This window comes from Ligilactobacillus agilis DSM 20509, from assembly GCF_001436215.1.
GTDB lineage: Bacteria > Bacillota > Bacilli > Lactobacillales > Lactobacillaceae > Ligilactobacillus > Ligilactobacillus agilis.
Window position 1 is genome coordinate 23,354 of sequence record NZ_AYYP01000047.1, and the last position, 22,882, is coordinate 46,235.

Below are 22,882 nucleotides of genomic sequence, written 5' to 3' on the forward strand. Positions count from 1 at the left end.
TCTCTTACGATATTGAGAAAAGTTAGTGAAGATTGTTTTCAAAAACTCATCGGCCGCGTGCGAAGATAATCCTAGTTTTTTAACATTCCAACGTTTTAAGTCGTATTTTTCTTTGATAAACATTGCCTTAATTTTATTATTAAGGTAGTTTATTCCTTGCCCAAAAGGCAACGGTCTGCCAATATGTTTACGGCCATAAGTCTTATACAAGTATTTCAATGCAAATTGATATAACTCATTTTGTGTTTTAATTGCTTTTTCGTACAAGTCTATTTGTTGATAGCTTAAAGAAATATGATATTGTCTTGTATAGCCGAATTTATTGCCCTTCTTTTTAACCATTTATGTAACCCCCTTTCAAGAAATATATGTTATAATTATTTTAACATCGAAAGGGTGATATGTAAATGATTATACATGAAGAGGGCTACGTTTATAACTTCAATTTCCATTTGGTTTTCGTTACTAAGTACCGAAGAAAAATATTTGACACACAAGAGAAAGTTGACGCCATGAAAGCTATTTTACAAAGACAAGCAACGATTTCAGAAGTAACTGTTAGTCAGCTAGAGGTTATGCCAGACCATGTACACATGTTAATTTCTTTTAAGCCTAAATACGCTCCATCTAATATTGTTAAAAATCTTAAAGGAGCGTCAGCTAGAATATGGTTTAAACAATATCCTGAAACTAAAAAATTATTGTGGGGTGGACATTTATGGTCGCCTAGTTATTATATGGGGACTTTAGGTGATATGAGTAAAGAAGTTGTAGAAAAATATATTGAATCGCAGTATACAGAAGCTATGAGAAGGCAACTTAAAGGCTATTATGGTAAAAATAGATAAGATAGTTTAGCAGGCTTAACCCCTGATTAAAATCAGAGGTTAAGCCCGTTTTATAATCAAACCAGGTAAAACTAAGCTGCCCCTTAGTAACATTTAGCTTGTTCATCGCTAGGGCAAAGCTTTCGTCGGTCAACAGGGAACCGACTAAAATATTTTTTAAGAGGCTGTCTGCCTTAAAGTAAGGGGCGGTGGTAAAACTCATCAAAATCATGCGGGCGTTGACTAAAAAGGCCGCTAAAACAATGGAGAGGACCGGGCTATGAGCCAGCATCATGCTGACCATGATGAACTGGGCGGACCCGCCATAAGCGATGAGAGACATTAACCCGAGTTCGAGGACGGACAGGCCGCTAGCTTTACCGACAATTCCAAAGGCAAGGCCGATTCCCACGTAGCCAAAGGCAGTTGGCAAGACGTCTTTTAGGGCCGTTTTCCAATCGAGTTTGGCATCCATACGTTCACTTCCTTGAATTAAAAATTATAAATTAGCTTAAAAAATTCAGTTGCTTCTGTCAAGCTAATTTTGGCTAAAAATAACCGCCGCTACCACTTTTAGGTAACGACGGTTATTACTAGCTAGCCCCAATAGATGAGCAAGTAGCTCGCTTTTAACTTTTGAATGTTAATGACATCCGTGCGGGCTACTTCTTCTTTATCTAAGAAAGCAGATAAGTCCGCTAAGCTAGTAAATTCCTGTTCTAAGACCGTTTTAGATTCGTACATAAAAAAGCCCCCTTAGGATTTATTCTACCCTAATTATAAGGCTAACTAGCTGCCTTGTTAAGTAAACTATTGGTATTGTTGGTACCAGTTCCAGTGTAACTGGTGGCTGACCTTATTTAGGGCTAAAAAGAAGAGGGGGACGACAATAAACATGGACACCCCGGTAGCAAAATCGGCCGGAAAGGCTGCTAGGGCAGTAACTACCGCCTTAGGTAGGGGTAAGCCCGCATCTACGAGGGCCTCGATTAGGTAGCGTAAGTAACCGGTCCCCATCTTCAATAAACCACTAACTACCCCTAAAGTAATGATTGCTGGTAAGCTGACGTTTTTTTTCAAGAGAATCCAAGCAAGGTAGGTCCCAGTCGTTAGCAAGATGACCTCCATCACGGTTAAATAGGCGTGGTTAGCGTAACCGTTCAAAAGGTCAAAGACTAATAAGCCGATAGCCCCACTAAGTAGGCCGTACTTGTAGCCTAAAAAGAGTACCCCTAGGGCAACGAAGTTAAAACCGAGGTCGACAAAGGGGTGACCGACCGGGGAAGGAATCCGAAATTGAAAGAGGGCTAAGATGTAGTCGAGCGCACTAAAAAGGGCGGCGAGAGTTAATTTGTGTAAAGAGTCATTTTGCATAAAAAACACTTCCAATCAATTCTTATTTAAAATAGATTATAACTCTAATCATTTTGTAATCAAGACAGGAAGGGAATTTACTGAAAATTGTATTGATACACTTTTGAGATCTAAAAAATGGACTAACCCCTTGGCTAGTCCAAATCAGTAATTATTTGAGGTTACGCTTAAGTTTAGCGGGATCAACTAGGGGACAACCAACTTCTTGGCAGTCCTGGCAAGAAGAGGCTCCCTTTTTGATAAACCGCTTATAGATGACGTAGCCGGTGTAGCCAAAGATGAGAATGGCTAGGATAATGGTTGCTAACATTTAAATTCCTCCCTGTGATAGTTCGTGCTGATTTTTTAAGTCGCCTTTTTTAAAAACTAGTGCCCAAATGGCTAGACCCGTTGCAAGGCTAGCTAGCAGCAAGTTAAACCAAGTATAGTGACCACTAATAACAAGGCCCCATTGGTTAATCAAAAGTGCTACCAGGTAGGCAAAGCCGGTTTGATAGCCAATCGCCCGTAAGGTCCACTTAACGTCGCCAAATTCCTTGTACATGGTCCCAATGGCGGCAAAGCAAGGGGCACACAGCAGGTTGAAGGCTAAAAAGCAGTAGGCAGCTAGGGAGCTGTAACTAGCTAATAAGTCCTTAGTAAAAGCTTGGTTAGTGGCCGAACCAAAGGCGATTCTTAAGGTGTCAATACAGTTTTCCTTAGCAACTAGGCCGGCAATGACAGCCACGCTGGCCCGCCAGTCCCCAAAGCCCAGTGGGGCAAAGAATGGCGCCAATGCTAGGCCCAAGTAGTGCAAGAGGCTGTCTTCTTGGTTGGTAACTAGTTGCAGCTTCCAGTTAAAGGATGACAAAAACCAGATTACCACGCAGGACATAAAAATTAAGGTCCCAGCCTTATGGATGAAGGCCACGCTGCGGCTATAAACGTAGCGCAAGGTGTTTCTTAGCAGGGGCAAGTGGTAAGCCGGTAACTCCATGATAAAGGGAGCGGGGTCGCCGGCAAACAGCTTGGTTTTCTTTAAGAAAATCCCCGAACAAACAACGGCTAACATGCCTAAGAAGTAAGCCGAAGGAGCTACCCAGGATTGGCCGGTGAAAAAGGTCCCTGCAATCAAAGCGATGACGGTTAGTTTGGCCGAACAGGGCATGAAGGTGGTGAGCATAATAGTCATTTTCCGGTCCGCTTCGGCTTCGATGGTCCGGGTAGCCATGATCCCCGGCACCCCACAACCGGTTGAAATTAGCATGGGAATAAAGGACTTCCCCGAAAGGTTGAAACGCCGGAAAATCCGGTCCATTACAAAGGCAATCCGGGCCATGTAGCCACAGTTTTCCAGCAGGCCTAAGCAAAAGAAGAGCATCATTATTTGGGGCACAAAGCCTAAGACGGAACCAACCCCGGCGATAATGCCGTCTAAAACTAAACTCTTCATGAAAGGCGCCACGTGCAAAGTAGTCATGAGGCTAGCTGCTAAGTGCGGCAGGTAGTTACCGAAGAGTTGGTCGTTAATCCAGTCGGAACCAATTGTGCCCACCGTTTGGATGGAGAGGTAGTAGACGGCCCACATAACTAAAGCAAAGATGGGGAGGGCTAAAAAGCGGTTGGTAACCACAAGGTCAATCTTATCGCTAAGGCTTAACTTGAGGTCGTCCGGATTAATAACGCACATCGAGACAATCTTGGCAATCAAGTCGTAGCGGGCGTTGACCATGATACTATCACTAGGCTCAGCAAATAGTTTTTCAGCGGTGGCGATAATTTGGGCCAGTTCTGCTTGCTTAGCTTGACTTAAGGCTAGCTGGGCCTGGATGACTTCGTCTTGTTCAAAGAGTTTGATGGCGTAAAAACGTCGTTCGTTAGCCGCTAGCTCATCTGTAAGCAGGTCCTCAATCATGCTTAAAGCGGATTCGAGCCGTTCATCGTAGCGTGGGTAACTATATGCCTTAGGTGTAGCCTTAATTTCCTTGAGAAGGTCGGGCAGGTGGTCTTTTTTAAGGGCGCTGATGGCTACGACCGGGACCTGCAGTAAGTAGGACAACTTTTGGAGGTTAATTTTTTTGCCACTCTTAGTCAGTAAATCCAACATATTTAGGCAGATAATAGTTGGTAAACCAGTTTCTAGTAGTTGCAGACTCAAGTAAAGGTTGCGTTCAATGTTAGTGCTATCGACGATATCGATTACCTTATCGGGGCGTTGGTCAAGTAGGTACTTACGGGCCACGACTTCCTCTAAGGTATAAGGCGACAGGGAATAAATTCCTGGCAAATCGACTAACATAATGTCTGGTTCCTTCTTTAAGACCCCCTCTTTTTTTTCGACGGTAACCCCGGGCCAGTTACCTACGTATTGACTTGAACCGGTTAGGTGGTTAAAAAGGGTGGTCTTACCACAATTGGGGTTACCCGCTAATGCAATGGTCGTCATGAGACATCCACCTCTTGGACTAGGATTGATTGGGCTTCAAAGTTTCTGATACTAAGTTTATAGCCCCGTAGGTTTAATTCGAGTGGATCGCCTAGTGGGGCTACCTTGTCAATGGTAACCAGGGTATTTCTAGTTAGGCCCATATCCATCAGCCGCTGTCTGACGGCCTTGTCCCCGGTGATTTTGGCTACGAGGCAGGGAGTATGAAGTTTGACCTTGGCCAAAGAAGTCAAGGTTGCCTGGGCCGGGTTGCTAACTGAAGCGACGTAGATACAGGCTGCCATGGAGGCATTAAGGGCTAGTTTTTGCCCTTGAAAAATAATCACCAAACCACTGTCAGCCTGATTACCACTGAGGACGGTAATAATTTTGCCTCGGGTCATTCCGATTTCGCTCAAGCGCCGACTGAGGGCCTTTTCGCCTTGAATCTTGGTAATAATAAATTTACCTGCATGTTTAGCCATAGCTAATGTTTGCATACTCTCACCTTCATATTCCAATCTCAGCATAGTATTTTCAAGTTTAACTTAGCACGCTTTGAAACCCTTTGCAATCATCGAAAAAATAGGTTGTGCGCAACAATCGCTAAGCTTGGGGCTTAGGGTGGGCAATTTTTATTTTTTATAAAGAAAATTTTATGTAAATCATAATATAGAGTTATGCTAAGGGAAATATAAGCAGTGTTTTTTGTCACATATAGTTGACATGAATAAAAGTTTACGATAGACTAAGTATGTAAAATATAATTGACATCGAAGTGAGGAACTATGAACAGTAGGGTTAAGGACTACCGGCTAAAGCGGGGCTATTCGCAAGCAAGCCTGGCTTACCAGGTCGGCATCGCCCGCCAAACTTTAAGTATGATAGAAAATGGACGCTATAATCCTAGTTTGGATTTATGTATTCGGTTGGCAGAGGCACTTGAGACGGATTTAAATACCTTATTTTGGAAGGTGGGGAAAGATGACGCTAACAATTTTTAAGTCTTACGGAATTAAGCCACCCTTAGATGAATTTTTTGAGGCGGAGGTTAAAAACTACATTACCGATAGCTACCTATGCTATCTTCAACTGTTACCCCTCTTATTGTTAGGAACAATGGCGCTAGCGGGACTGAAGCCTGACTGGTTGCCAGGATTAAGTTTAGCTGCAGTCGGCATCAACTTGGGGTTGATTCTAGCTTTGCGGTCAGTGGTGTCCTGGCGCTACCGGCGCTTGCAAGCGGGCCGACCAGCTTGGCAGTTTACACGGACCTTTAGGAACAAGACTGCCAAGAAGATGTTTGGGCTACCCAGCCAGTTAGACGAGTTTGAGGCTAACTATCTCACGGACCTCATGGTAAAAGCTAGCGTTAAAACAGAGCTGGGTAACTTAGTGCTTACCGGACTGACTATACCTTGTTTAGTAATTTGGCCACAGGTCGCTTGGGGAGGATACCTCATCTTAGTCTTACTGAACTGCATCGTTTTCCAAACAGGGATTCAGCTTAAGGCAGGCGACGCGGGCTTATTAAATGTTAAGCCCACTAGTAAGTATAACCCACCTGCTAAAAAGCCTAATAAGCTGAGGTTGTTAGGCAACTTAGTGGTGATGGGGCTATTATATTGGGCAGTTGTTGACGGTAAATTCACCTTAGTGGGTTTACTTGGAACGGGTTGTTACCTCGTTTTAATGGGAGTCTTTTGGTACGGGCTTATCAAAGCTGACCGCAACTTGCAAACCTATGTAGATAAGCATCAGCCAAAGTAAGAAAACAACCGGTCTTTAGGATTAACTAAAGGCCGGTTGTTTTTAGTATTCTTCTCCGTCAAGGTAGTGGTTGTAGTAACTAACCTTGACGTCAGTGGCGGTGATTTCAAGCTTAGTGACTGCGCCGTTTTTAGGGCCGAGGTTATAGGCACCCAGTTCGGGGGCAAAGTGGTCAACTAAACTCCGAGTAGTTAGGCTGTGGCTGACCAAAAGTAGTTTTTGGCCGTCAGTGTGGTTTTGTCTGAGGTAATCAATCCCAGCGTTAAGCCGTTGCCAGTAGGCTGCGTCTGATTCGGCGTCACCGAAAGGATCGGCTTGGTGTAAGAAATCCCGGGTTTCTGCAAAAGAATAGTCCCGTAAAATATCATTGTAGGTCCTGGTTCCGTGGTTAGCACCAGCGATTAGCCAAACTTGGCTAGCGTCAGCGGCTTCAAAGTAACCAAACCCTTGCTCCTTAAAGTAGGTTAAGGGGGCCGCCTTTAAGTTAGGGGTGTGGTGGTTAGCCTTAAGAATAAAGCCACTCGTCCTAATAGTCCGCATGGTGTTAGTGTGGTAAGCAGCATCGAACTTAATGTCAGCCAGGTGGCGTCCCGCTAGCCGTGCGTCTTCAATTCCCTTTTCGGTTAGGGGAGAGTCGCACCAACCTTGTAGGCGGTTATAACGATTTAACATAGTTTGGCCGTGACGGACCATATAAACTGTAATTGCCATAAAATCTTCCTATCTTTTTTTACTTATTCCTATCTTAACATGGAAAAATTACCGCGCCAAAAATTTTTTTAGCACTTTAAAGACGAAAGTGCTAAAAAAGTGGTAAAAATCCTTGACCTAACAAATAAAGTCGTGTATATTAATAATTGTTCTTAGCACTTAAATGTTGCGAGTGCTAAGAGAGAAACAGAGGTGATTGTGGTGTTAACGGACAGACAGCTTTTGATTTTAGAAGCGATTATCCGAAATTACACTGAGATTGGACAGCCAATTGGCTCGAAGGCATTGCAAGAACAATTACCTATTCATGTGAGTTCGGCAACGATTCGTAACGAGATGGCCGTGTTAGAACACCAAGGTTATATTACCAAGGAACACTCAAGTTCTGGCCGGGTCCCATCGTTAAAGGGATACCGCTATTACGTTGACAACATTGTTAAGCCAGCTAAGCTAGACAAGCAGTCACTTAAAAGTATTCGCAATTCTTTTGGAAATGAGTTTTTGAAGGTCGATGAAATTGTCGCAACTTCCGCCAAAATTCTGTCTGACTTGACCAGCTATACGGCGATTATGTTAAAGCCGGATAGCACTGATTTAAGGTTAGAAGGATTTCGGATGGTACCGATTGGTCACCAACAGGTAATGGTAATTTTAGTTGCCAGTGACGGGACGGTTGAAAGTCAGATTTTTAACATTCCACCAGAAATTAGTGGCGACGAGCTTGAAGCGGTAATGCGCTTGATTAATGATCAGGTAGTAGGTCTACCTTTGAATCAAGTGATTACTAAGCTTCATGCCACCCTACCGCTACTGACCCGTTACCTCCAGCAACCTGCTGGCTTTCTAGATGTTTTTGGCAACGTCTTAGACAAGGCTGTCAAAGAACAAGTCTATGTCTCCGGTCGCATGAATCTTTTGAATTTTGCTCACGATAATAACGTTGAGCAGTTAAAGTCACTGTATTCATTAGTTAACCAGGTTCCTAACATTAGTAACTTGGTTGATAATGACAAGGGCATTTCAGTTAGATTTGGCGATGAGTTAACTAATAAGTTACTGTTAGATTATAGCTTAATCTCAGCAACTTATGACGATGGCCATAACAGGCAGGGATTGATTGCCATTTTGGGGCCGACTAACATGCCGTATGCCAAGATGATTGGCCTACTCGGGGCATTTAGAAAAGAGTTAACCGCCAGGTTGATTGATTATTACCAAAATTTTGGTAATTTTAATTAGAGAAAAGGGGTGTTCAAGTGGCTGAAAAAAATGAAGAACTTAAGCAAACTGAAGAAGCTAAGCAAGCAGAAGCGACAGAAGCTACTGAAAAACCAACCCAAGCAGAAGCTAAGGAAGATCCAGTAGCAAAGGCTGAAGCTAAGATTAAAGACTTGCAAGCTAAGCTTGATGAGATGGAAGATAAGTACCTCCGCTCCCAAGCAGAGATGGCTAACATGACGAACCGCTTCAAAAAAGAGCAGGCGAGTCTGTTGAAATACGCCGGTCAAAGTATGGCCACTGCAATCTTGCCGGCCATGGATAACTTAAGTCGGGCCTTAGAAATTGAAGTTGACGATGAAGCGTCTAAGCAATTGAAGAAAGGTGTCGAGATGGTTGCCCAAAATATCGAAGCGGCCTTGAAGGAAAACGAGGTCACTAAGATTGAAGCTTTGGGTAAACCTTTCGACCCAACCTTACACCAAGCTGTTCAAACGGTTCCGGTCGAAGAAGGACAAACACCTGAAACGGTTGTTCAAGTCTTTCAAGAAGGCTATATGCTAAAAGACCGGGTATTGCGGCCAGCAATGGTGGTTGTAGCTCAATAAATTTTATAATAAAGAGGTTGAATAAATAATGGCTAAAATTATTGGTATTGACTTAGGGACAACTAACTCAGCTGTGGCTGTCCTTGAAGGTAAAGAAGCAAAAATTATTACAAACCCAGAAGGTAACCGGACAACTCCATCCGTTGTGTCCTTCAAGAATGGGGAAACTCAAGTTGGGGAAGTTGCTAAGCGTCAAGCAATCACTAACCCAGATACAATCTCATCCATCAAACGTCACATGGGTGAAGCTGGATACAAGGTTGACGTTAACGGCAAGTCTTACACCCCTCAAGAAATTTCTGCGATGATTTTACAATACATCAAAGATTACGCAGAAAGTTACTTAGGTGAAGAAGTAACCCAAGCAGTTATCACTGTTCCTGCTTACTTCAACGACTCCCAACGTCAAGCTACTAAGGATGCTGGTAAGATTGCTGGTTTAACAGTTGAACGGATTGTTAACGAACCAACTGCTGCCGCTTTAGCTTACGGTTTGGATAAGACTGACAAGGATGAAAAGATCTTGGTCTTTGACCTTGGTGGTGGGACTTTTGATGTGTCCATCCTTGAATTAGGTGACGGGGTCTTCGAAGTACTTTCAACTAATGGTGATACTCACCTTGGTGGGGATGACTTCGATAACGCCATCATCGACTGGTTAGTAGCTAACTTCAAGTCAGAAAACGGAATTGACTTATCAAGCGACAAGATGGCAATGCAACGCTTGAAGGATGCAGCTGAAAAGGCTAAGAAGGACCTTTCTTCAGCTAGCCAAGCTCAAATTTCCTTACCATTTATCACAGCCGGTGCTAACGGTCCCCTTCACTTGGAAACAACCTTAACCCGGGCTCAATTCAACCAATTAACAGAAGAATTGGTTGAAAGAACTAAGATTCCTGTTCGCAACGCCTTGAAGGATGCTGGTTTGACTAACGCCGACATCGACGAAGTAATCTTAGTTGGTGGTTCTACACGGATTCCAGCTGTGCAAGAAGCTGTTGAAGCCGAAACTGGTCACAAGCCAAACCAATCAGTTAACCCTGATGAAGCCGTAGCCTTAGGGGCTGCTATCCAAGGTGGGGTTATCACTGGGGATGTTAAAGACGTGGTCTTACTTGATGTTACCCCATTATCACTTGGGATTGAAACAATGGGTGGGGTCTTCACTAAGTTGATTGACCGCAACACTACAATTCCAACATCTAAGTCCCAAGTCTTCTCAACTGCTGCTGATAACCAACCAGCCGTAGACATTCACGTTTTACAAGGTGAACGCCCAATGGCAGCTGACAACAAGACTTTAGGTCGCTTCCAATTAACAGATATTCCTGCTGCTCCACGTGGGGTTCCTCAAATCGAAGTTAAATTCGATATTGATAAGAACGGGATTGTTAACGTTTCTGCTAAGGACTTAGGAACTAACAAGGAACAAAAGATTACCATCAAGAGTTCATCTGGTTTATCTGACGAAGAAATCGACCGGATGGTTAAGGAAGCTAAGGAAAACGAAGAAGCAGATAAGAAGCGTAAGGAAGAAGTTGAGTTACGTAACGAAGTTGACCAATTAATCTTCCAAACTGACAAGACCTTAAAGGAACTTGATGGCAAGGTTTCAGACGATGAAATTAAGCAAGTTAAGGATGCTAAGGAAGCATTAAAGAAGGCCCAAGAAGCTAACGACTTAGAAGATATGAAGGCTAAGAAGGATGAATTAACTAAGATTATCCAAGATGTCTCAGTTAAATTATACCAACAAGCTCAAGCAGCTAGCCAAGCCGCTAGCGCAGATGGCCAAGCAGACGGTAATGCTAAGGCAGACGATAATACCGTTGATGGTGACTTCAAAGAAGTAGATCCTGAAGACAAGTAATTGCTTGGTAAATAAGGACTGGTGCTAGCCCCTTAGGGTTGGGCCGGTCCTTTTTTTAAGGAAAAAACTTTTTTCTTCCCAGGAGATATGGTAATCTAGGTGGGAAGAAATTTCTTGGAGGGAAATAATGGCTGAACAAAGAGATCCATATGAAGTCCTAGGTGTGTCCAAGGATGCATCCGCAGACGAAATTAAACGCGCATACCGGAAATTATCCAAAAAATATCACCCCGATTTAAACAAGGAACCGGGTGCGGAAGCTAAGTTTAAAGAAATTAACGAAGCTTACGAAACCCTAAGTGACCCTCAAAAGAAGGCCCAATATGACCAATACGGCTTTGCTGGCAACCAACAAGGCTTTGGTGGTGGCGGCTTCTCTGGCTTTGGTAACGGTGGCTTTGATTTTGGTGACGGCGGCTTTGAAGATATCTTTTCTTCTTTCTTTGGCGGTGGTGGCCAAAGCCGAAGTCGGACGGCACCAAGACAGGGGCGCGATTTACAATACGAAATGAATTTAACCTTTGAAGAGGCAATCTTTGGTAAGAAGACTAACATTGAGTATAGTCGGGAAGCCTTATGTAAGACCTGTCATGGTTCCGGGGCGAAGGCAGGCACTTCCCCAGTAACTTGTCATAAGTGTGGTGGCCGTGGTTTCATTCAAGTCCAACGGCAAACCCCACTTGGCCGAATGATGACGCAACAAGAATGTGACGTCTGCCATGGAACTGGTAAGGAAATTAAGGAAAAATGTACTACTTGCTACGGTAGTGGTCACGTTCGTGAAAAGCATGAAGTTCAAGTTACCATCCCAGCCGGGGTTGAAGACGGCAACCAAATGCGCTTACAAGGCCAAGGTGAAGCCGGGACTAATGGTGGTCCTTACGGGGACTTATTCATCGTCTTCCACGTTAGCCCAAGTGATAAGTTTGAACGGGACGGGGCCGAAATTTACTACACCTTACCAATCAGCTTTGTACAAGCTGCTCTAGGTGATAGCGTCAAGGTCCCAACTGTTCACGGCGACGTTGAAATGAAGATTCCTGCCGGCACCCAAACCGGGACGACCTTCCGCCTTCGCGAAAAAGGGGCACCGCGCTTACGTGGCAACGGTAACGGTGACCAAAAGGTAACGGTCACAATTGTTACCCCTAAGAACTTGACCAAGGCGCAAAAGGAAGCTTTAAAGGCCTTTGCCGATGTTTCCGGTGAAGATCCTGCTGGTGACGACAGCTTCTTTGAAAAGTGGCGCAAAAAACAACGTAAAAAACGCTAATTAAGTTAGCGGGTTGGCCGTAAGTGGCTAACCCGCTTTTTTGGCTGTTTATTAGGATTTGATTAAAGTTAAACTTTTAAAGAATTAATTCGCTACCTGTTTGCGTATCTATAAAGTAGAGGGGTAAAAATTTACTCAATAAAGGAGCGAGCGCTTTTGAATCTACGAAAAGAAATTGCCTTAAAATGGCAACAAGCAACTATTAAAGACCACCTCGTCTTTAGCTGGGTCTTCAATGACCACCCGGAACTGTTAGAACAACTGCTAAAAATGTGGTTGCCAAATTTTAAAGTCAGGCACCTTAATTACCGTCAAGCGTGAAGCCGACAAAAAGAAAAACGCCGTCTATCACGGTCCTCGTTTCGATGTTTACGCTGAAGATGAGCACGGGACTATCTATGATTTAGAGATGCAGAACCAAAATCACCATGATATTGAAAAGCGGATGGCCATCTACCAAGGTAAACTCGAAAACCAGGCCCTGTATGCCGGCCAGTCGTTTAGTAATCGCCGCCAAACCGTCGTCTTGTTTTTATGCGACCATGATGTTTACAACTTAAATCGAGTTCACTATCAACTAATTCCCCAACTAGTAGGGTACCCGGAGATTTTAATTGACAAAGGCGAAACCAATGTTATAGTAAATTTGAAAGGTGATGCCAGTAAGCAGGCCGCGCTTAACCAAGAGATGTTGACCTACTTTAATGACGGGACTGTCACCGGTAAATTTAGTGCAGCTTTAGATCGAGCTGTTAGGGAAGTTAAAAATGACGTCAAGAAGGGGGAAAATTACATGACAATCGAAGAATATGCTGCCCGCCAAAGTGCTTATGCCCGGGAAGAAGAACGCGCGGAAAAAGAAGCCCAAACAATTAAAGGCCTAGTTACTCTAAACCTAGACAAAGACCAAATTATTAAATTTCTAATTGATAACTTTAATTTGGACAAGCAAGAGGCACTTGCGGCCTACGAACGGGTAATGGCCACAGCCTAATTAAACATTACCTCCACCCCTCTAATTAAATGGATGAGCTCTAGATAAGGCTAAGCGCTTTAGCTAGAGCTTATTTATATTTACGTACTTGGATTCTATAATCAGGTTGCCATCAAACGCTGGGTACGAATGAGTTTGCACCTAGTTTCTTAAATCCTTTGAAAAAGGATGGTCTAGAATTTGAATAGCGCCGCTTTTTTTAAGGATAAAAATTGACCCTCCTAGCTTATCTAACTTATAATGGGAATTAAGAGTATATTTAGAAAGTAGGCTGAATGAACTACATGGACTTTGAACAAATGAAGGAACGTCAAAAACATATTCGTAATTTTTCGATTGTGGCTCACATTGACCATGGGAAGTCAACCCTGGCTGACCGCATTTTGGAAATGACCGATACTGTTTCCAAGCGGGAAATGCAAGACCAGTTATTAGATTCAATGGACCTGGAAAGGGAACGGGGGATTACCATCAAGCTTAACGCGGTGGAGCTACACTACCATGCTAAGGATGGGGAAACTTATATCTTCCACTTAATCGATACCCCCGGACACGTCGATTTTTCTTACGAAGTCTCCCGCTCACTAGCTGCTTGTGAAGGGGCGGTGTTAGTAGTTGATGCGGCCCAGGGGGTAGAAGCGCAGACGCTAGCTAACGTTTACCTAGCAATCGATGATGACCTAGAGATTGTGCCGGTCATCAATAAAATTGACCTCCCTTCGGCCCAACCGGAAGTCGTCCGCCAAGAAATCGAAGACATGATTGGTTTGGATGCTTCCGAAGCGGTCCTAGCTTCTGCTAAGGCCGGAATTGGGATTGAAGAGATGCTTGAAAAAATCGTACATGATATCCCCGCTCCAGCCGGAGATTTACAGGCGCCATTAAAGGCCTTAATCTTTGATTCGGTTTATGATGATTACCGCGGGGTGGTCTTGAGTATCCGGGTGGTTGAAGGCACCGTCAAACCTGGTGACAAGATCCGGTTAATGAACTCGGGCGCAGAGTATGAAGTAGTTGAGGTTGGGGTTAACTCACCAAAGCCCCTCCGGCGCGATTACTTGATGGCTGGGGACGTTGGATACCTAACCGCTTCGATTAAGGATATCCAAGATACCCGGGTGGGGGATACGGTCACTAGTGCGACTAACCCAACGGCTAAACCTTTGGCCGGTTACCGGGAAATGCACCCGATGGTTTATTCGGGGCTTTATCCAACTGATAATGCTAAGTATAACGACTTGCGTGAAGCCTTAGAAAAGCTACAGCTAAACGATGCCGCCCTTGAATTTGAGCCAGAAACCTCTCAGGCCTTAGGCTTTGGTTTCCGTTGTGGATTCTTGGGGATGTTACACATGGACGTGGTCCAAGAACGGCTTGAACGCGAGTTTAACATGGATTTAATTACTACGGCTCCATCTGTTACCTACCAGGTTATCCAAACGGATGGGAGTTTGAAGAGTGTGTCTAACCCGTCTGAAATGCCGGAAGCATCTAGCATCAAGGAGATCAAGGAACCTTACGTTAAGGCAACGATTATGGTGCCAAATGATTACGTTGGGCCGGTTATGGAATTGTGTCAACGTAAACGGGGGACCTTTGTGACCATGGAATACCTCGACGATTACCGGGTTAACGTTATTTACGATATCCCGCTTTCAGAAATCATCTTTGATTTCTTTGACAAGCTTAAGTCAAGCACCAAGGGTTACGCTTCACTTGATTACGAGATTGAAGACGACCGTCCAAGTAGCTTGGTGAAGATTGATATCTTGTTAAATGGTAACAAGGTCGACGCCTTGAGCTTTATTGCTCATAAGGACTTTGCCCAAGAACGGGCCCGGGTCATTGTGGCCCGCCTAAAAGAAGTTATTCCGCGGCAAAACTTTGAAATTCCAATTCAAGCCGCCATCGGGGCGAAAATCATTGCCCGGACTAACATCAAGGCTTACCGCAAGGATGTTACCGCCCGAATCCATACCGGGGACCCTGACCGGCGGGCTAAGTTGTTGGATAAGCAAAAACGGGGAAAGAAACGGATGAAGGCCGTCGGGACGGTTGACGTTCCCCAAGATGCCTTTATGGCCGTCTTAAAGACCGACGAAGATTACAACAAGAAATAAGTCAAATTAAAAAGCCCACCCTGAGTAGCGCTGACTCTCAGGGTGGGCTTTTGTTTTAGAGGTAAATGACTTCCTTAGCCTTGATGACGTTTAGAAATTCCTTGGCTTCCTTGGGGGCCATTACCGGCTGGATTGCCAGGCTAGCCCGCGCGTCAAAGGTAGTTGCGCTTGGGGTCGAAACGACGACGAGGTCCCTTGGTGCCTCAGTTTGTGAAACGGGCTCTTCAAAGGGAAAGAGAGCCTGTAAAAAGGCTTGGCTGGCAGGAGCTAACTTTAAATTAAAGCCGGCTGCTAAGGCCGTCTTTTGCATGGTCAAGATGCGCTCTGGTTTTTCATAGGACAGTAAAATCTGCCCACTTTGGTCGGCCTCTAGGTGCTGTAAGTACTTAGTGAGACTCTTTTGCCGGCCAACTTCAGTTAGGGCTCGAAAGTCGTTAGTGGCAGCAACTAAGTCTTGGCTTAGGCAAAAGTAATCGAGGTCTGCCAGGCTAAAGGCCTTCTTCCAAAGCTTGATTCGCTTTTTATGTTGACCATGGGGGACAAACTTGGGCGCGTAGCCGAGCTTACTTTGGCTGTCACTGATGATGCAGACGAGGGAGCCAAAGGCATTGTCGTCGTTATTAAAGGCTTCAATCGTTAGGTCGGCTAGCTGGAATTGATAGCCTAGCGGGAGGGCGACAAAGTTTAAGTCCGGTAAACGCCAACCCTTAAAGCGGTAATACTTTTGCAAATACAAAAGTAAGTCCAAGTGTAAGTAGACGGTTTGGTTTCCAAGTGTTGCTAGCAAGTCAAAAAGCTCATCATAGAGGTGGCTGATTAAAATCGGCCCGGCGCAGACACTCTTAGGGTCTAAGGTTAAGCTAACCTGCTGGCTTTTAAGAGTCAGTTGCTGATTAACAGTTAAAAGTTCCATAGGCAGCCCCCTATAAGTTAGCGTCAGTTTTAAAGTTTAGCGGTGACATGTCGGTAGCCTGGGTAATTAAGCTGGCACTTAGGGCCTGGTATTTCTTTAGACCCAGGTCTTGGAGCTTGATTGATTCGGTCGTTAAAAAGTCTGCCAGGTCCCCGTCAAACTCGCCAGCCTTAACAGCAGCTACCACCTTGCGGACGGCCGTCTTGAAGCCAACTGTAAGCTCTGTTTGTAGGTCGCTTAGTTCTTTAGCAAAAGCTTGGTAGTGGGCGTCAACTAGGATGCCGGCTTGCTTATAGATCCAGTAAGCGGAGTCTGGTTCGTAAGTCGCTTTGCCCACCTTGTAAGCAGGGTGGACGTCGTTAGCCCCAGCAAAGAAAGGTACAAAGACGCTTTGCGCGGTGACCCCTAAGGCTAACCAGTGAATTCCCTTAATGTCTTGGCTGAGGTCGCTTCTTAGCTGTAAGATGTGGGACTCTTGAGTCTTAGCTAAGCTAATCGGCCGAAACTTCTTTTTTAAGAGCGGGTCCTTAGAGTTTAGCGGATCGTAAGGGGTGTTTTGGTAGTGGGAGCCTAAAACGTAGCTCAGGTCATCTAAACCTAACTTGCGGTCGGGTTTTCTGATAAAGGGCAACTCTAGGCTCATAGGGTCTTGTTCAACCGAAGGGGTCAAGTACTTTTGTCCATACCAAACCCGGGGCGTGGAGTAGATTTGATCTGAGAGAGTTTGGGTCCCAAAGATTTTTCTGAAGTTAAAGGTCCCGTCCAGGCTGGGATTAAGCTGGTTAGCTTCTACAAAGGCTTGAATTCCAGCTGAGGTTAAGAAATTCTTGGTATCAGCAAAGTCAATTTCTTCAATGGCCAGTTGGTTAGCTACGACCGCGTAGGCGTCATCTGGGATTCGTTGGGCCACCCAGTGGTGACCGGACCCGATTTCTAAATACCAGGCTTCTTGGTCGTCGGCAAATAAGATGCCGTTGGCTTCACTAGCCCCATAGTCACTGACGATTTGGCCCAGGCGTAAGACCCCTTCGCGGGCGGTCTTGATGTATGGCAAGACGACGGTCACCATTGCCTCTTCGCCGATCCCGTTAGCCACGAGCGGGTCACAACTTAAAACCTCACTGTTGGCGTAGGCACTTTCGGTGGCACTCATCGCCACCCCGAATTCGTTAATACCGTCTTCTTCAAATAAACCAAACTCGTCGGTCCATTCCGGGGTGGCCGTGTACTTGTAAGCTACCTTAGGTAGGGGCATGCTAAAGCCGTTATCCTTTGAGGTGAAAACTTGCTCGCTGGTAAATTCTTGGCGGGGGTGGACACACATGTGCTTTGGCCAGGCACTTTTGGCGTCCTCGTTTCTCCCAATATAAACCGAGCCGTCTAGGCTGGCCTTTTTCCCGACTAAGATGCTGGTACAAGCCGAGAGTGATTGTTTTGTAATTGTCATTAAAATTCCTCCCAATAAAAAGGTCCCCTTAATTTTACCATAGTTAGGCCTGAACTTAGCGGAATTAGTCTTAGTGCTTAAAGCTAAGCTTTAGGAAAAGTTTACTATTTTAATTGCCTTTTAATTTATTTTTTGTTTTAATAGACTTATACATAAACGAAGGGAAGTAATTGTATGCCATTAGTTCATATCGAATTAATCGAAGGTCGGAGCCAAGAACAACTTAAAAACTTGGTGGCAGATGTTACTAAAGCGGTGGTTGCTAACACCGGCGCACCAGCTGAACATGTCCACGTTGTTTTAAGTGAAATGCAAAAGAACCGTTACGCAGTGGGCGGAACTTTAAAGAGCGACGAACAATAATTGGATGGGGCTGGGCTTGTTCCAGCCCTTTTTTAAGCAAAAAATTAAAGGTAGAAGAGGGGTTTAGCAGTTGACAGAAGCACTAGAAGTAAATCAAGCAGGACACTTAACGATTGGCGGGGTGGATGCTTTGAAACTGGCGGAAGAATATGGGACGCCAGTCATTGCTTATGATGTAAGTAAAATTAAGCAACAGATTGCCGACTTTAAGAAGGCTTTTATTGAAGCGGGAGTTGATTACAAGATTTCCTACGCTAGTAAAGCTTTTTCGGCTTTAGCAATGTATCGGCTAGTCGCAGATGCCGGCTTAGGCTGTGATGTGGTCTCGGGGGGAGAATTATACGCAGCCTTAAAGGGAGGCATGTCCCCGGCAGATATTGAGTTTCACGGGAACAATAAGTTACCCGCAGAACTAGAGATGGCCGTAGACAGCCAGATTGGTTGCATCGTGATTGATAACTTCCAAGAAATCAAGTTCTTAGACAAGCTCCTAAGAAGAAAGCATACGACGGCCAACGTTGTCTTGCGGGTCACCCCCGGAATTGAGGCGGAAACGCACAAGTACATCTCCACCGGCCAGTCCAATTCGAAGTTTGGCTTTGACGTTCAGTCTGGCCAAGCCAAGGAAGCCTTAGCCAGCCTCATTAAAAACCCCCGCATGAACGTGGAGGGAATTCACTGCCACATTGGTTCCCAAATCTTCCAAGCGCGGGGCTTTGTGATGGCAGCCCAAAAGATGGTCGACTTACTCAAAGAGTGGCGAGACGAATTAGGCTTTGAAGCTCAGGTCTTAAACCTCGGTGGGGGCTTCGGGATTCGTTACACTAAAGATGACCAAATGATTGCCACCGAAGACTTTGCTAAAGACATTATCGCCGCAGTCAAGGAACGGGTGGCAGTACACGGATTGAAGCTGCCGGCCATCTGGATTGAACCAGGCCGGGCCCTAGCGGGTGAAGCAGCCACCACTTTGTACACGGTCGGTTCACGCAAAGACGTGGACGGGGTTTGCCACTTCTTAGCTGTCGACGGGGGGATGGGCGATAACATTCGGCCGGCCCTTTACCAAGCTAAGTATGAAGCCTTCCTCGCAGAAAAGCCCCACGCGATTAATGAACAGATCGTCACGGTGGTCGGTAAGTACTGCGAATCCGGGGACGTCTTAGTGCGGGATTGTCCTTTACCTAACACTAAGCCAGGCGACATCTTGGCCATGCCTGCTACAGGGGCATATGGTTACACCATGGCTTCCAACTATAACCGCAATCCGCGGCCCGCAGTGGTCTTTTGTGAAGACGGGCACTCCAAGTTGGTTGTGCGGCGCGAAACTTTCGAGGACATGCTAGCCTGCGAGGTAACTGAATAGAAAGTAAGTGTTGCACTTCGGTGTGACACTTTTTTGTTAGTGTCTTTAGATTTAGTTGAGTGCACGAAACAAAAATGGGGGTGGAGTTTTTGTTCAGTTTCCTTTAGGTGAATCATTTATCTAGGGTAGACACTAAGTGCGCTACTTAATTGTAAAATAGTAGTTAATCAGCTTTAAAATGATAGATATTTATTATTTAAGCAAGAAAAAATTCGCGAACATATTATAATAAAAAATTATGTTTTTTGATTTATAAGGATTTTTTGAGAGGTGATATTAATTTTCTTATTGATAAAATAAATCTGGATATACAAGTTGGTTTTATGCAATAATTAGCTATTGCTATTAATAAAAAATCTATGCTATTCTAATTTTGTAATAATAAGTAGCTAACAATAGTTCTTGCAATAAGCTAGGGAAGTCTTGTCTAACCAAGTACAAATGCGTGAAAACGTTTCCGCCTATCTAGGTTTACGGGGCAAAAGGTGGTATAATTAATTTTTGCTAGGTTAATTTTATCTTACATAGACAAGAGTTGTTGTTAGCAACTTTTGTGTTCAGTAAGAAATACATATTTAGGAGAGAACCATGGTAAAAGAAAATGAAGAAACAGTTATTGATTTAGGGAGGCTTCTACTCACCTTAAAGAAAAATTTATTTAGTATTATTGCTTGGGCAGTAGTCGGATTAATCATCTCATTAGTTGTTTTGTTCATCTTTATCGAACCAAAATATAGTGCAACCACTGATATCTTAGTCAACCAAAAAAATGACAATGTTCAAACTCAGTACGCTGCACAACAAGCCGATTTAGGGGCGGTAACAACTTATGAGGATATCTTGAAGCGCTCTGTGATTTTAAGCCCAGTCTTAAAGGAAGTTAGGGCTAGAGATAATTACAAGGGATCTTTAGGTGACCTTCAAAAGAGCGTATCCGTTTCAAACGAAACTAACTCTAAAATTATTAGTGTGACGGTAACAGACAAGGATGCTTATACAGCCGCCGATGTTGCTAATACAGTTGCCAAGACCTTTAAGGAAAAAATCGTTAAGATGATGAAAATCGATAACGTTACAATTGTCTCAAGCGCTAAGCCTAACGCTACCCCAGTTTTTCCTAAGAAGACCTTGGGAGCGTTAGTCGGAATTGTCTTAGGAGCCTTAATTGGGGTTGCCATCGCAATCGTGCGTGAACTGACTGACAAGACGGTCAAGGACATGAACTTCTTGACAGACGAAGTTGGCCTAACTAGTTTAGGGACTGTCTTTCATATCGAAGACGACGACTCTTTTGCTGCCGTTGAAGTCTTAAACGAAAACCGAGAAGCTACTCGGACTAAGCGGGTTTAGTAGGAGGATATTATGGGGTTATTTCGAAAAAATAAAAATCAAGATGCCAACACAATGGAAACTGGGGTTAAGATGATTACCGTCACCGACCCAACTTCCGTTGACACTGAACAATTTAACACGATTAGAACAAATATTAAATTCTCTAACGTTGACAAGGACTACAAGACCTTGATGATTACTTCTTCTAACATGTCAGAAGGTAAATCAACAGTGTCTGCTAATATTGCCACCGCCTTTGCTAAGCAAGGCTTACACACCTTATTGGTCGATAGTGACTTGCGGCGGCCAACTATCAACGCAACTTTCGGGATTGATAACCCGCAGGGATTGTCTAATTACCTATCAGAACGGAGCTTTGATGTCAATAAGATTATCTACAAGACCTCGGTTAAGAACTTGTACGTCATGCCAAGTGGCCCAATTCCACCTAACCCGTCAGAATTGATTGGATCTAAGCGGATGGCCGAGTTAATCAAGAAGCTGTCTGAACAATTAGACTTAGTTATCTTTGATGCACCGCCAGTTCTATCCGTTACCGATGCACAAATTGTTTCTACTAACGTCGACGGGACCATCTTAGTCGTGCGGGCTAACAAGACTGAAAAAGCTGCCGTTAAAGAAGCTGTTCGCTTAATTAAACAAGTTGGGGGCCACATTATCGGAACCGTCTTAAATGACGTTGAAGTTAAGGGTAGTGGCTATTATGGCTACTACGGTTATTCAAAAGATTCCAAGAAAAAGAAGTGAGTTTAAATGGAAACCTTAGTTGATTTACACTGCCATATCCTGCCAGGAATCGATGATGGCTCTAGGGACCTCGAGACTTCCTTGCACTTGGCACGCCAAGCAGTATTGGATGGGGTTACCCATATCTTGGCGACTCCCCATCATCTCGATAATGATTACGTTAACCACGCACGCGATGTTGAACGACTCGCCAGCGACTTTCAGGCTAAACTAGACCAGGAAGGCATCAAATTAAAAGTCTTCCCAGGCCAAGAAGTTCATATCAACGGTGACTTGCTCGACCATTATGATGATCTTTTAGGGATTGATGCTGATAAGCGCTATATGCTGCTAGAGTTGCCACATAACGACGTGCCCCGCTACACCAAGCAGTTAATCTTCAACCTTAAAAAGAAGGGAACCACGCCGGTGATTGTCCACCCTGAGCGAAACAAGGTCATCCAAGACCATTTAGGCTTGCTTTACGAGTTCATTGAAGCAGGCGCCTTGGCCCAGTTGACTTCAACTAGTTACCTAGGTGGTTTTGGCAGTCACGTCGAAGAAATCTCCAAGCAGCTAGTGGAGCATAACTTGGTTCAAATTTTGGCTTCAGATGCCCACGCCTTAAAGGGCCGGGGCTTTGTTTTAAGCGAAGCCTTCGACAAGTTAGCTAATGAGTTTGGTCAAGACAAGGCCCAAAGCTTTGAGACTAACGCCGAACGGCTCTTAAACGGTCAACGCGTCATTGCCAGGGATTTCTCCAAAGTTGAAAAGAAGAAACGGTTCTTTTTCTTTTAAGTGAGAAAAGTAGAAAAGTTTAGGTACAAATGACAACATGCGTAATACTTACGTTATTGATAAAATACTAGGGGGTGTTAAAAAAGATGGAGACAAAGCAAATTATTTTAGATGCTACCAAAATTAATCAACGCTACGTTTACCGAACCTTAAAACGCGTCTTTGATTTTTGTGCTAGTCTACTAGCCTTAATTCCTTTATCCATTATCTTTTTAGTGATTGCACTCCTCATCAAGCTCGATGATGGCGGTCCCGTCTTCTTTAGCCAGACACGGGTTGGCCGCCACGGCAAACTCTTTAAGATTTATAAGTTTCGCTCGATGCGGGTCGACGCCGAAGACTTGCTCGAAAAGTTAATGGAAAAAAACCAAGTCGATGGCCCGATGTTCAAGATGAAAGACGACCCCCGCATCAGCCGGGTCGGCAAGTTCTTGCGCAAGTACAGCCTCGACGAACTACCACAGCTCATCAACGTTTTACTAGGTGACATGAGCCTGGTAGGTCCACGGCCACCACTTCCCCGCGAAGTAGCCGAGTACACCGACTACGACAAGCAACGGCTCTACGTCACCCCCGGTTGCACCGGCTTGTGGCAAGCCACCGAACGCAACAACGTCGGCTTTGCTGGCATGGTCAAACTCGACCTTGAATATATTCAAAACGCCAGCGTTTGGCTCGATTTAAAGATCATCTTGATGACGGTCAAGATTTTATTCGTACCAAACGGGGCATACTAAAAAGTTAATT

At 44.5% G+C, this 22,882-nt stretch carries 24 protein-coding genes and 2 pseudogenes; 16 read left to right on the forward strand and 10 right to left on the reverse strand.

The window, feature by feature from the left end:
• A pseudogene (locus FC14_RS05920) lies at positions 1-342 on the reverse strand (RNA-guided endonuclease TnpB family protein); the annotation flags it as partial.
• A gap of 65 nt (positions 343-407) precedes the next feature.
• On the opposite strand from FC14_RS05920, the gene tnpA reads away from it, so the two are divergent.
• Positions 408-848: an IS200/IS605 family transposase gene (gene tnpA / locus FC14_RS05925; RefSeq protein WP_082618700.1), complete on the forward strand. Its 441-nt coding sequence runs from the start codon at positions 408-410 to the stop codon at positions 846-848.
• On the opposite strand, the pseudogene FC14_RS05930 reads toward tnpA, so the two are convergent.
• From FC14_RS05930 to FC14_RS05945, 6 genes and pseudogenes are all read right to left on the reverse strand, one after another.
• A pseudogene (locus tag FC14_RS05930) lies at positions 844-1,302 on the reverse strand (AzlC family ABC transporter permease); the annotation flags it as partial. The gene tnpA and the pseudogene FC14_RS05930 overlap by 5 nt on opposite strands.
• A 122-nt stretch (positions 1,303-1,424) precedes the next feature.
• Entirely contained in the window at positions 1,425-1,571 is a 147-nt protein-coding gene (locus FC14_RS10550; RefSeq protein WP_156313912.1) for a hypothetical protein, read from the reverse strand.
• Positions 1,572-1,637: 66 nt separating this feature from the next.
• A complete protein-coding gene (locus FC14_RS05935; protein WP_056976884.1) occupies positions 1,638-2,201 on the reverse strand; it encodes an ECF transporter S component in 564 nt (187 codons plus the stop codon).
• Between the two features lie 151 nt (positions 2,202-2,352).
• Entirely contained in the window at positions 2,353-2,511 is a 159-nt protein-coding gene (locus FC14_RS10380; protein WP_082174247.1) for a FeoB-associated Cys-rich membrane protein, read from the reverse strand.
• On the reverse strand, positions 2,512-4,626 hold the full coding sequence (gene feoB / locus FC14_RS05940) for a ferrous iron transport protein B (protein WP_056976885.1): 2,115 nt from the start codon (positions 4,624-4,626) through the stop codon (positions 2,512-2,514). It abuts the gene before it with no gap.
• Positions 4,623-5,105, reverse strand: a complete 483-nt coding sequence (locus FC14_RS05945; protein ID WP_056976886.1) for a FeoA family protein — start codon at positions 5,103-5,105, stop codon at positions 4,623-4,625. The genes feoB and FC14_RS05945 overlap by 4 nt, the downstream gene beginning before the upstream one ends.
• Positions 5,106-5,393: 288 nt before the next feature.
• Here FC14_RS05945 and FC14_RS05950 point away from each other — a divergent pair, with 288 nt between their 5' ends.
• Positions 5,394-5,609 (forward strand): helix-turn-helix transcriptional regulator, encoded by a 216-nt coding sequence (locus tag FC14_RS05950; RefSeq protein ID WP_056976887.1) that lies wholly within the window; start codon positions 5,394-5,396, stop codon positions 5,607-5,609.
• Positions 5,590-6,375 (forward strand): hypothetical protein, encoded by a 786-nt coding sequence (locus FC14_RS05955; RefSeq protein ID WP_056976888.1) that lies wholly within the window; start codon positions 5,590-5,592, stop codon positions 6,373-6,375. Before FC14_RS05950 ends, FC14_RS05955 begins: the two co-directional genes overlap by 20 nt.
• A gap of 42 nt (positions 6,376-6,417) precedes the next feature.
• Here the strand turns inward: FC14_RS05955 and FC14_RS05960 are convergent, their stop codons facing one another.
• On the reverse strand, positions 6,418-7,086 hold the full coding sequence (locus tag FC14_RS05960) for a histidine phosphatase family protein (RefSeq protein WP_056976889.1): 669 nt from the start codon (positions 7,084-7,086) through the stop codon (positions 6,418-6,420).
• Positions 7,087-7,287: 201 nt separating this feature from the next.
• Between FC14_RS05960 and hrcA the strand changes: the two genes are divergently transcribed.
• From hrcA to lepA, 7 genes are all read left to right on the forward strand, one after another.
• Positions 7,288-8,325 (forward strand): heat-inducible transcriptional repressor HrcA, encoded by a 1,038-nt coding sequence (hrcA, locus tag FC14_RS05965; protein ID WP_056976890.1) that lies wholly within the window; start codon positions 7,288-7,290, stop codon positions 8,323-8,325.
• 17 nt (positions 8,326-8,342) lie between these two features.
• On the forward strand, positions 8,343-8,912 hold the full coding sequence (grpE, locus tag FC14_RS05970; protein WP_056976891.1) for a nucleotide exchange factor GrpE: 570 nt from the start codon (positions 8,343-8,345) through the stop codon (positions 8,910-8,912).
• A gap of 28 nt (positions 8,913-8,940) precedes the next feature.
• The gene (gene dnaK / locus FC14_RS05975) at positions 8,941-10,782 is read left to right on the forward strand and encodes a molecular chaperone DnaK (RefSeq protein WP_056976892.1); all 1,842 of its coding nucleotides are present in this window, start codon (positions 8,941-8,943) and stop codon (positions 10,780-10,782) included.
• Positions 10,783-10,909: 127 nt separating this feature from the next.
• A complete protein-coding gene (gene dnaJ, locus FC14_RS05980) occupies positions 10,910-12,055 on the forward strand; it encodes a molecular chaperone DnaJ (RefSeq protein ID WP_056976893.1) in 1,146 nt (381 codons plus the stop codon).
• A 156-nt stretch (positions 12,056-12,211) separates the two neighbouring features.
• Positions 12,212-12,376 (forward strand): hypothetical protein, encoded by a 165-nt coding sequence (locus FC14_RS10555; protein ID WP_156313907.1) that lies wholly within the window; start codon positions 12,212-12,214, stop codon positions 12,374-12,376.
• Positions 12,360-13,049, forward strand: coding sequence for a PD-(D/E)XK nuclease family transposase (locus FC14_RS05985; RefSeq protein WP_268872177.1), 690 nt, complete (start codon positions 12,360-12,362; stop codon positions 13,047-13,049). Before FC14_RS10555 ends, FC14_RS05985 begins: the two co-directional genes overlap by 17 nt.
• Before the next feature lie 284 nt (positions 13,050-13,333).
• Positions 13,334-15,169, forward strand: a complete 1,836-nt coding sequence (gene lepA, locus FC14_RS05990) for a translation elongation factor 4 (protein ID WP_050612561.1) — start codon at positions 13,334-13,336, stop codon at positions 15,167-15,169.
• A gap of 55 nt (positions 15,170-15,224) precedes the next feature.
• Here the strand turns inward: lepA and FC14_RS05995 are convergent, their stop codons facing one another.
• Positions 15,225-16,082: a hypothetical protein gene (locus FC14_RS05995; protein ID WP_056976895.1), complete on the reverse strand. Its 858-nt coding sequence runs from the start codon at positions 16,080-16,082 to the stop codon at positions 15,225-15,227.
• A 10-nt stretch (positions 16,083-16,092) separates the two neighbouring features.
• Positions 16,093-17,529: a C69 family dipeptidase gene (locus FC14_RS06000; RefSeq protein WP_056976896.1), complete on the reverse strand. Its 1,437-nt coding sequence runs from the start codon at positions 17,527-17,529 to the stop codon at positions 16,093-16,095.
• Between the two features lie 174 nt (positions 17,530-17,703).
• Between FC14_RS06000 and FC14_RS06005 the strand changes: the two genes are divergently transcribed.
• The 6 genes from FC14_RS06005 (at position 17,704) to FC14_RS06030 (ending at position 22,872) form a co-directional block, all read left to right on the forward strand.
• Positions 17,704-17,892 carry a 2-hydroxymuconate tautomerase gene (locus FC14_RS06005; protein WP_050612398.1) on the forward strand — a complete coding sequence of 63 codons (189 nt, stop codon included), beginning with the start codon at positions 17,704-17,706 and terminating at the stop codon, positions 17,890-17,892.
• A gap of 70 nt (positions 17,893-17,962) precedes the next feature.
• On the forward strand, positions 17,963-19,258 hold the full coding sequence (gene lysA, locus FC14_RS06010; protein WP_056976897.1) for a diaminopimelate decarboxylase: 1,296 nt from the start codon (positions 17,963-17,965) through the stop codon (positions 19,256-19,258).
• Between the two features lie 588 nt (positions 19,259-19,846).
• Positions 19,847-20,608, forward strand: coding sequence for a YveK family protein (locus FC14_RS06015; protein ID WP_056976898.1), 762 nt, complete (start codon positions 19,847-19,849; stop codon positions 20,606-20,608).
• 12 nt (positions 20,609-20,620) lie between these two features.
• On the forward strand, positions 20,621-21,358 hold the full coding sequence (locus FC14_RS06020; protein ID WP_056976899.1) for a CpsD/CapB family tyrosine-protein kinase: 738 nt from the start codon (positions 20,621-20,623) through the stop codon (positions 21,356-21,358).
• A 6-nt stretch (positions 21,359-21,364) separates the two neighbouring features.
• Positions 21,365-22,135, forward strand: coding sequence for a tyrosine-protein phosphatase (locus FC14_RS06025; RefSeq protein WP_056976900.1), 771 nt, complete (start codon positions 21,365-21,367; stop codon positions 22,133-22,135).
• 86 nt (positions 22,136-22,221) lie between these two features.
• On the forward strand, positions 22,222-22,872 hold the full coding sequence (locus tag FC14_RS06030; protein ID WP_056976901.1) for a sugar transferase: 651 nt from the start codon (positions 22,222-22,224) through the stop codon (positions 22,870-22,872).
• Positions 22,873-22,882: the final 10 nt, after the last annotated feature.

Excerpts from the sequence above, each read along its gene's own strand:
- tnpA (WP_082618700.1), top strand. The coding sequence starts at position 408 with ATGATTATACATGAAGAGGGCTACGTTTATAACTTCAATTTCCATTTG.
- FC14_RS10550 (WP_156313912.1), bottom strand. The coding sequence starts at position 1,571 with ATGTACGAATCTAAAACGGTCTTAGAACAGGAATTTACTAGCTTAGCG.
- FC14_RS05935 (WP_056976884.1), bottom strand. The coding sequence starts at position 2,201 with ATGCAAAATGACTCTTTACACAAATTAACTCTCGCCGCCCTTTTTAGT.
- FC14_RS10380 (WP_082174247.1), bottom strand. The coding sequence starts at position 2,511 with ATGTTAGCAACCATTATCCTAGCCATTCTCATCTTTGGCTACACCGGC.
- feoB (WP_056976885.1), bottom strand. The coding sequence starts at position 4,626 with ATGACGACCATTGCATTAGCGGGTAACCCCAATTGTGGTAAGACCACC.
- FC14_RS05945 (WP_056976886.1), bottom strand. The coding sequence starts at position 5,105 with ATGCAAACATTAGCTATGGCTAAACATGCAGGTAAATTTATTATTACC.
- FC14_RS05950 (WP_056976887.1), top strand. The coding sequence starts at position 5,394 with ATGAACAGTAGGGTTAAGGACTACCGGCTAAAGCGGGGCTATTCGCAA.
- FC14_RS05955 (WP_056976888.1), top strand. The coding sequence starts at position 5,590 with ATGACGCTAACAATTTTTAAGTCTTACGGAATTAAGCCACCCTTAGAT.
- FC14_RS05960 (WP_056976889.1), bottom strand. The coding sequence starts at position 7,086 with ATGGCAATTACAGTTTATATGGTCCGTCACGGCCAAACTATGTTAAAT.
- dnaK (WP_056976892.1), top strand. The coding sequence starts at position 8,941 with ATGGCTAAAATTATTGGTATTGACTTAGGGACAACTAACTCAGCTGTG.
- dnaJ (WP_056976893.1), top strand. The coding sequence starts at position 10,910 with ATGGCTGAACAAAGAGATCCATATGAAGTCCTAGGTGTGTCCAAGGAT.
- lepA (WP_050612561.1), top strand. The coding sequence starts at position 13,334 with ATGGACTTTGAACAAATGAAGGAACGTCAAAAACATATTCGTAATTTT.
- FC14_RS05995 (WP_056976895.1), bottom strand. The coding sequence starts at position 16,082 with ATGGAACTTTTAACTGTTAATCAGCAACTGACTCTTAAAAGCCAGCAG.
- FC14_RS06000 (WP_056976896.1), bottom strand. The coding sequence starts at position 17,529 with ATGACAATTACAAAACAATCACTCTCGGCTTGTACCAGCATCTTAGTC.
- FC14_RS06005 (WP_050612398.1), top strand. The coding sequence starts at position 17,704 with ATGCCATTAGTTCATATCGAATTAATCGAAGGTCGGAGCCAAGAACAA.
- FC14_RS06015 (WP_056976898.1), top strand. The coding sequence starts at position 19,847 with ATGGTAAAAGAAAATGAAGAAACAGTTATTGATTTAGGGAGGCTTCTA.
- FC14_RS06020 (WP_056976899.1), top strand. The coding sequence starts at position 20,621 with ATGGGGTTATTTCGAAAAAATAAAAATCAAGATGCCAACACAATGGAA.
- FC14_RS06025 (WP_056976900.1), top strand. The coding sequence starts at position 21,365 with ATGGAAACCTTAGTTGATTTACACTGCCATATCCTGCCAGGAATCGAT.
- FC14_RS06030 (WP_056976901.1), top strand. The coding sequence starts at position 22,222 with ATGGAGACAAAGCAAATTATTTTAGATGCTACCAAAATTAATCAACGC.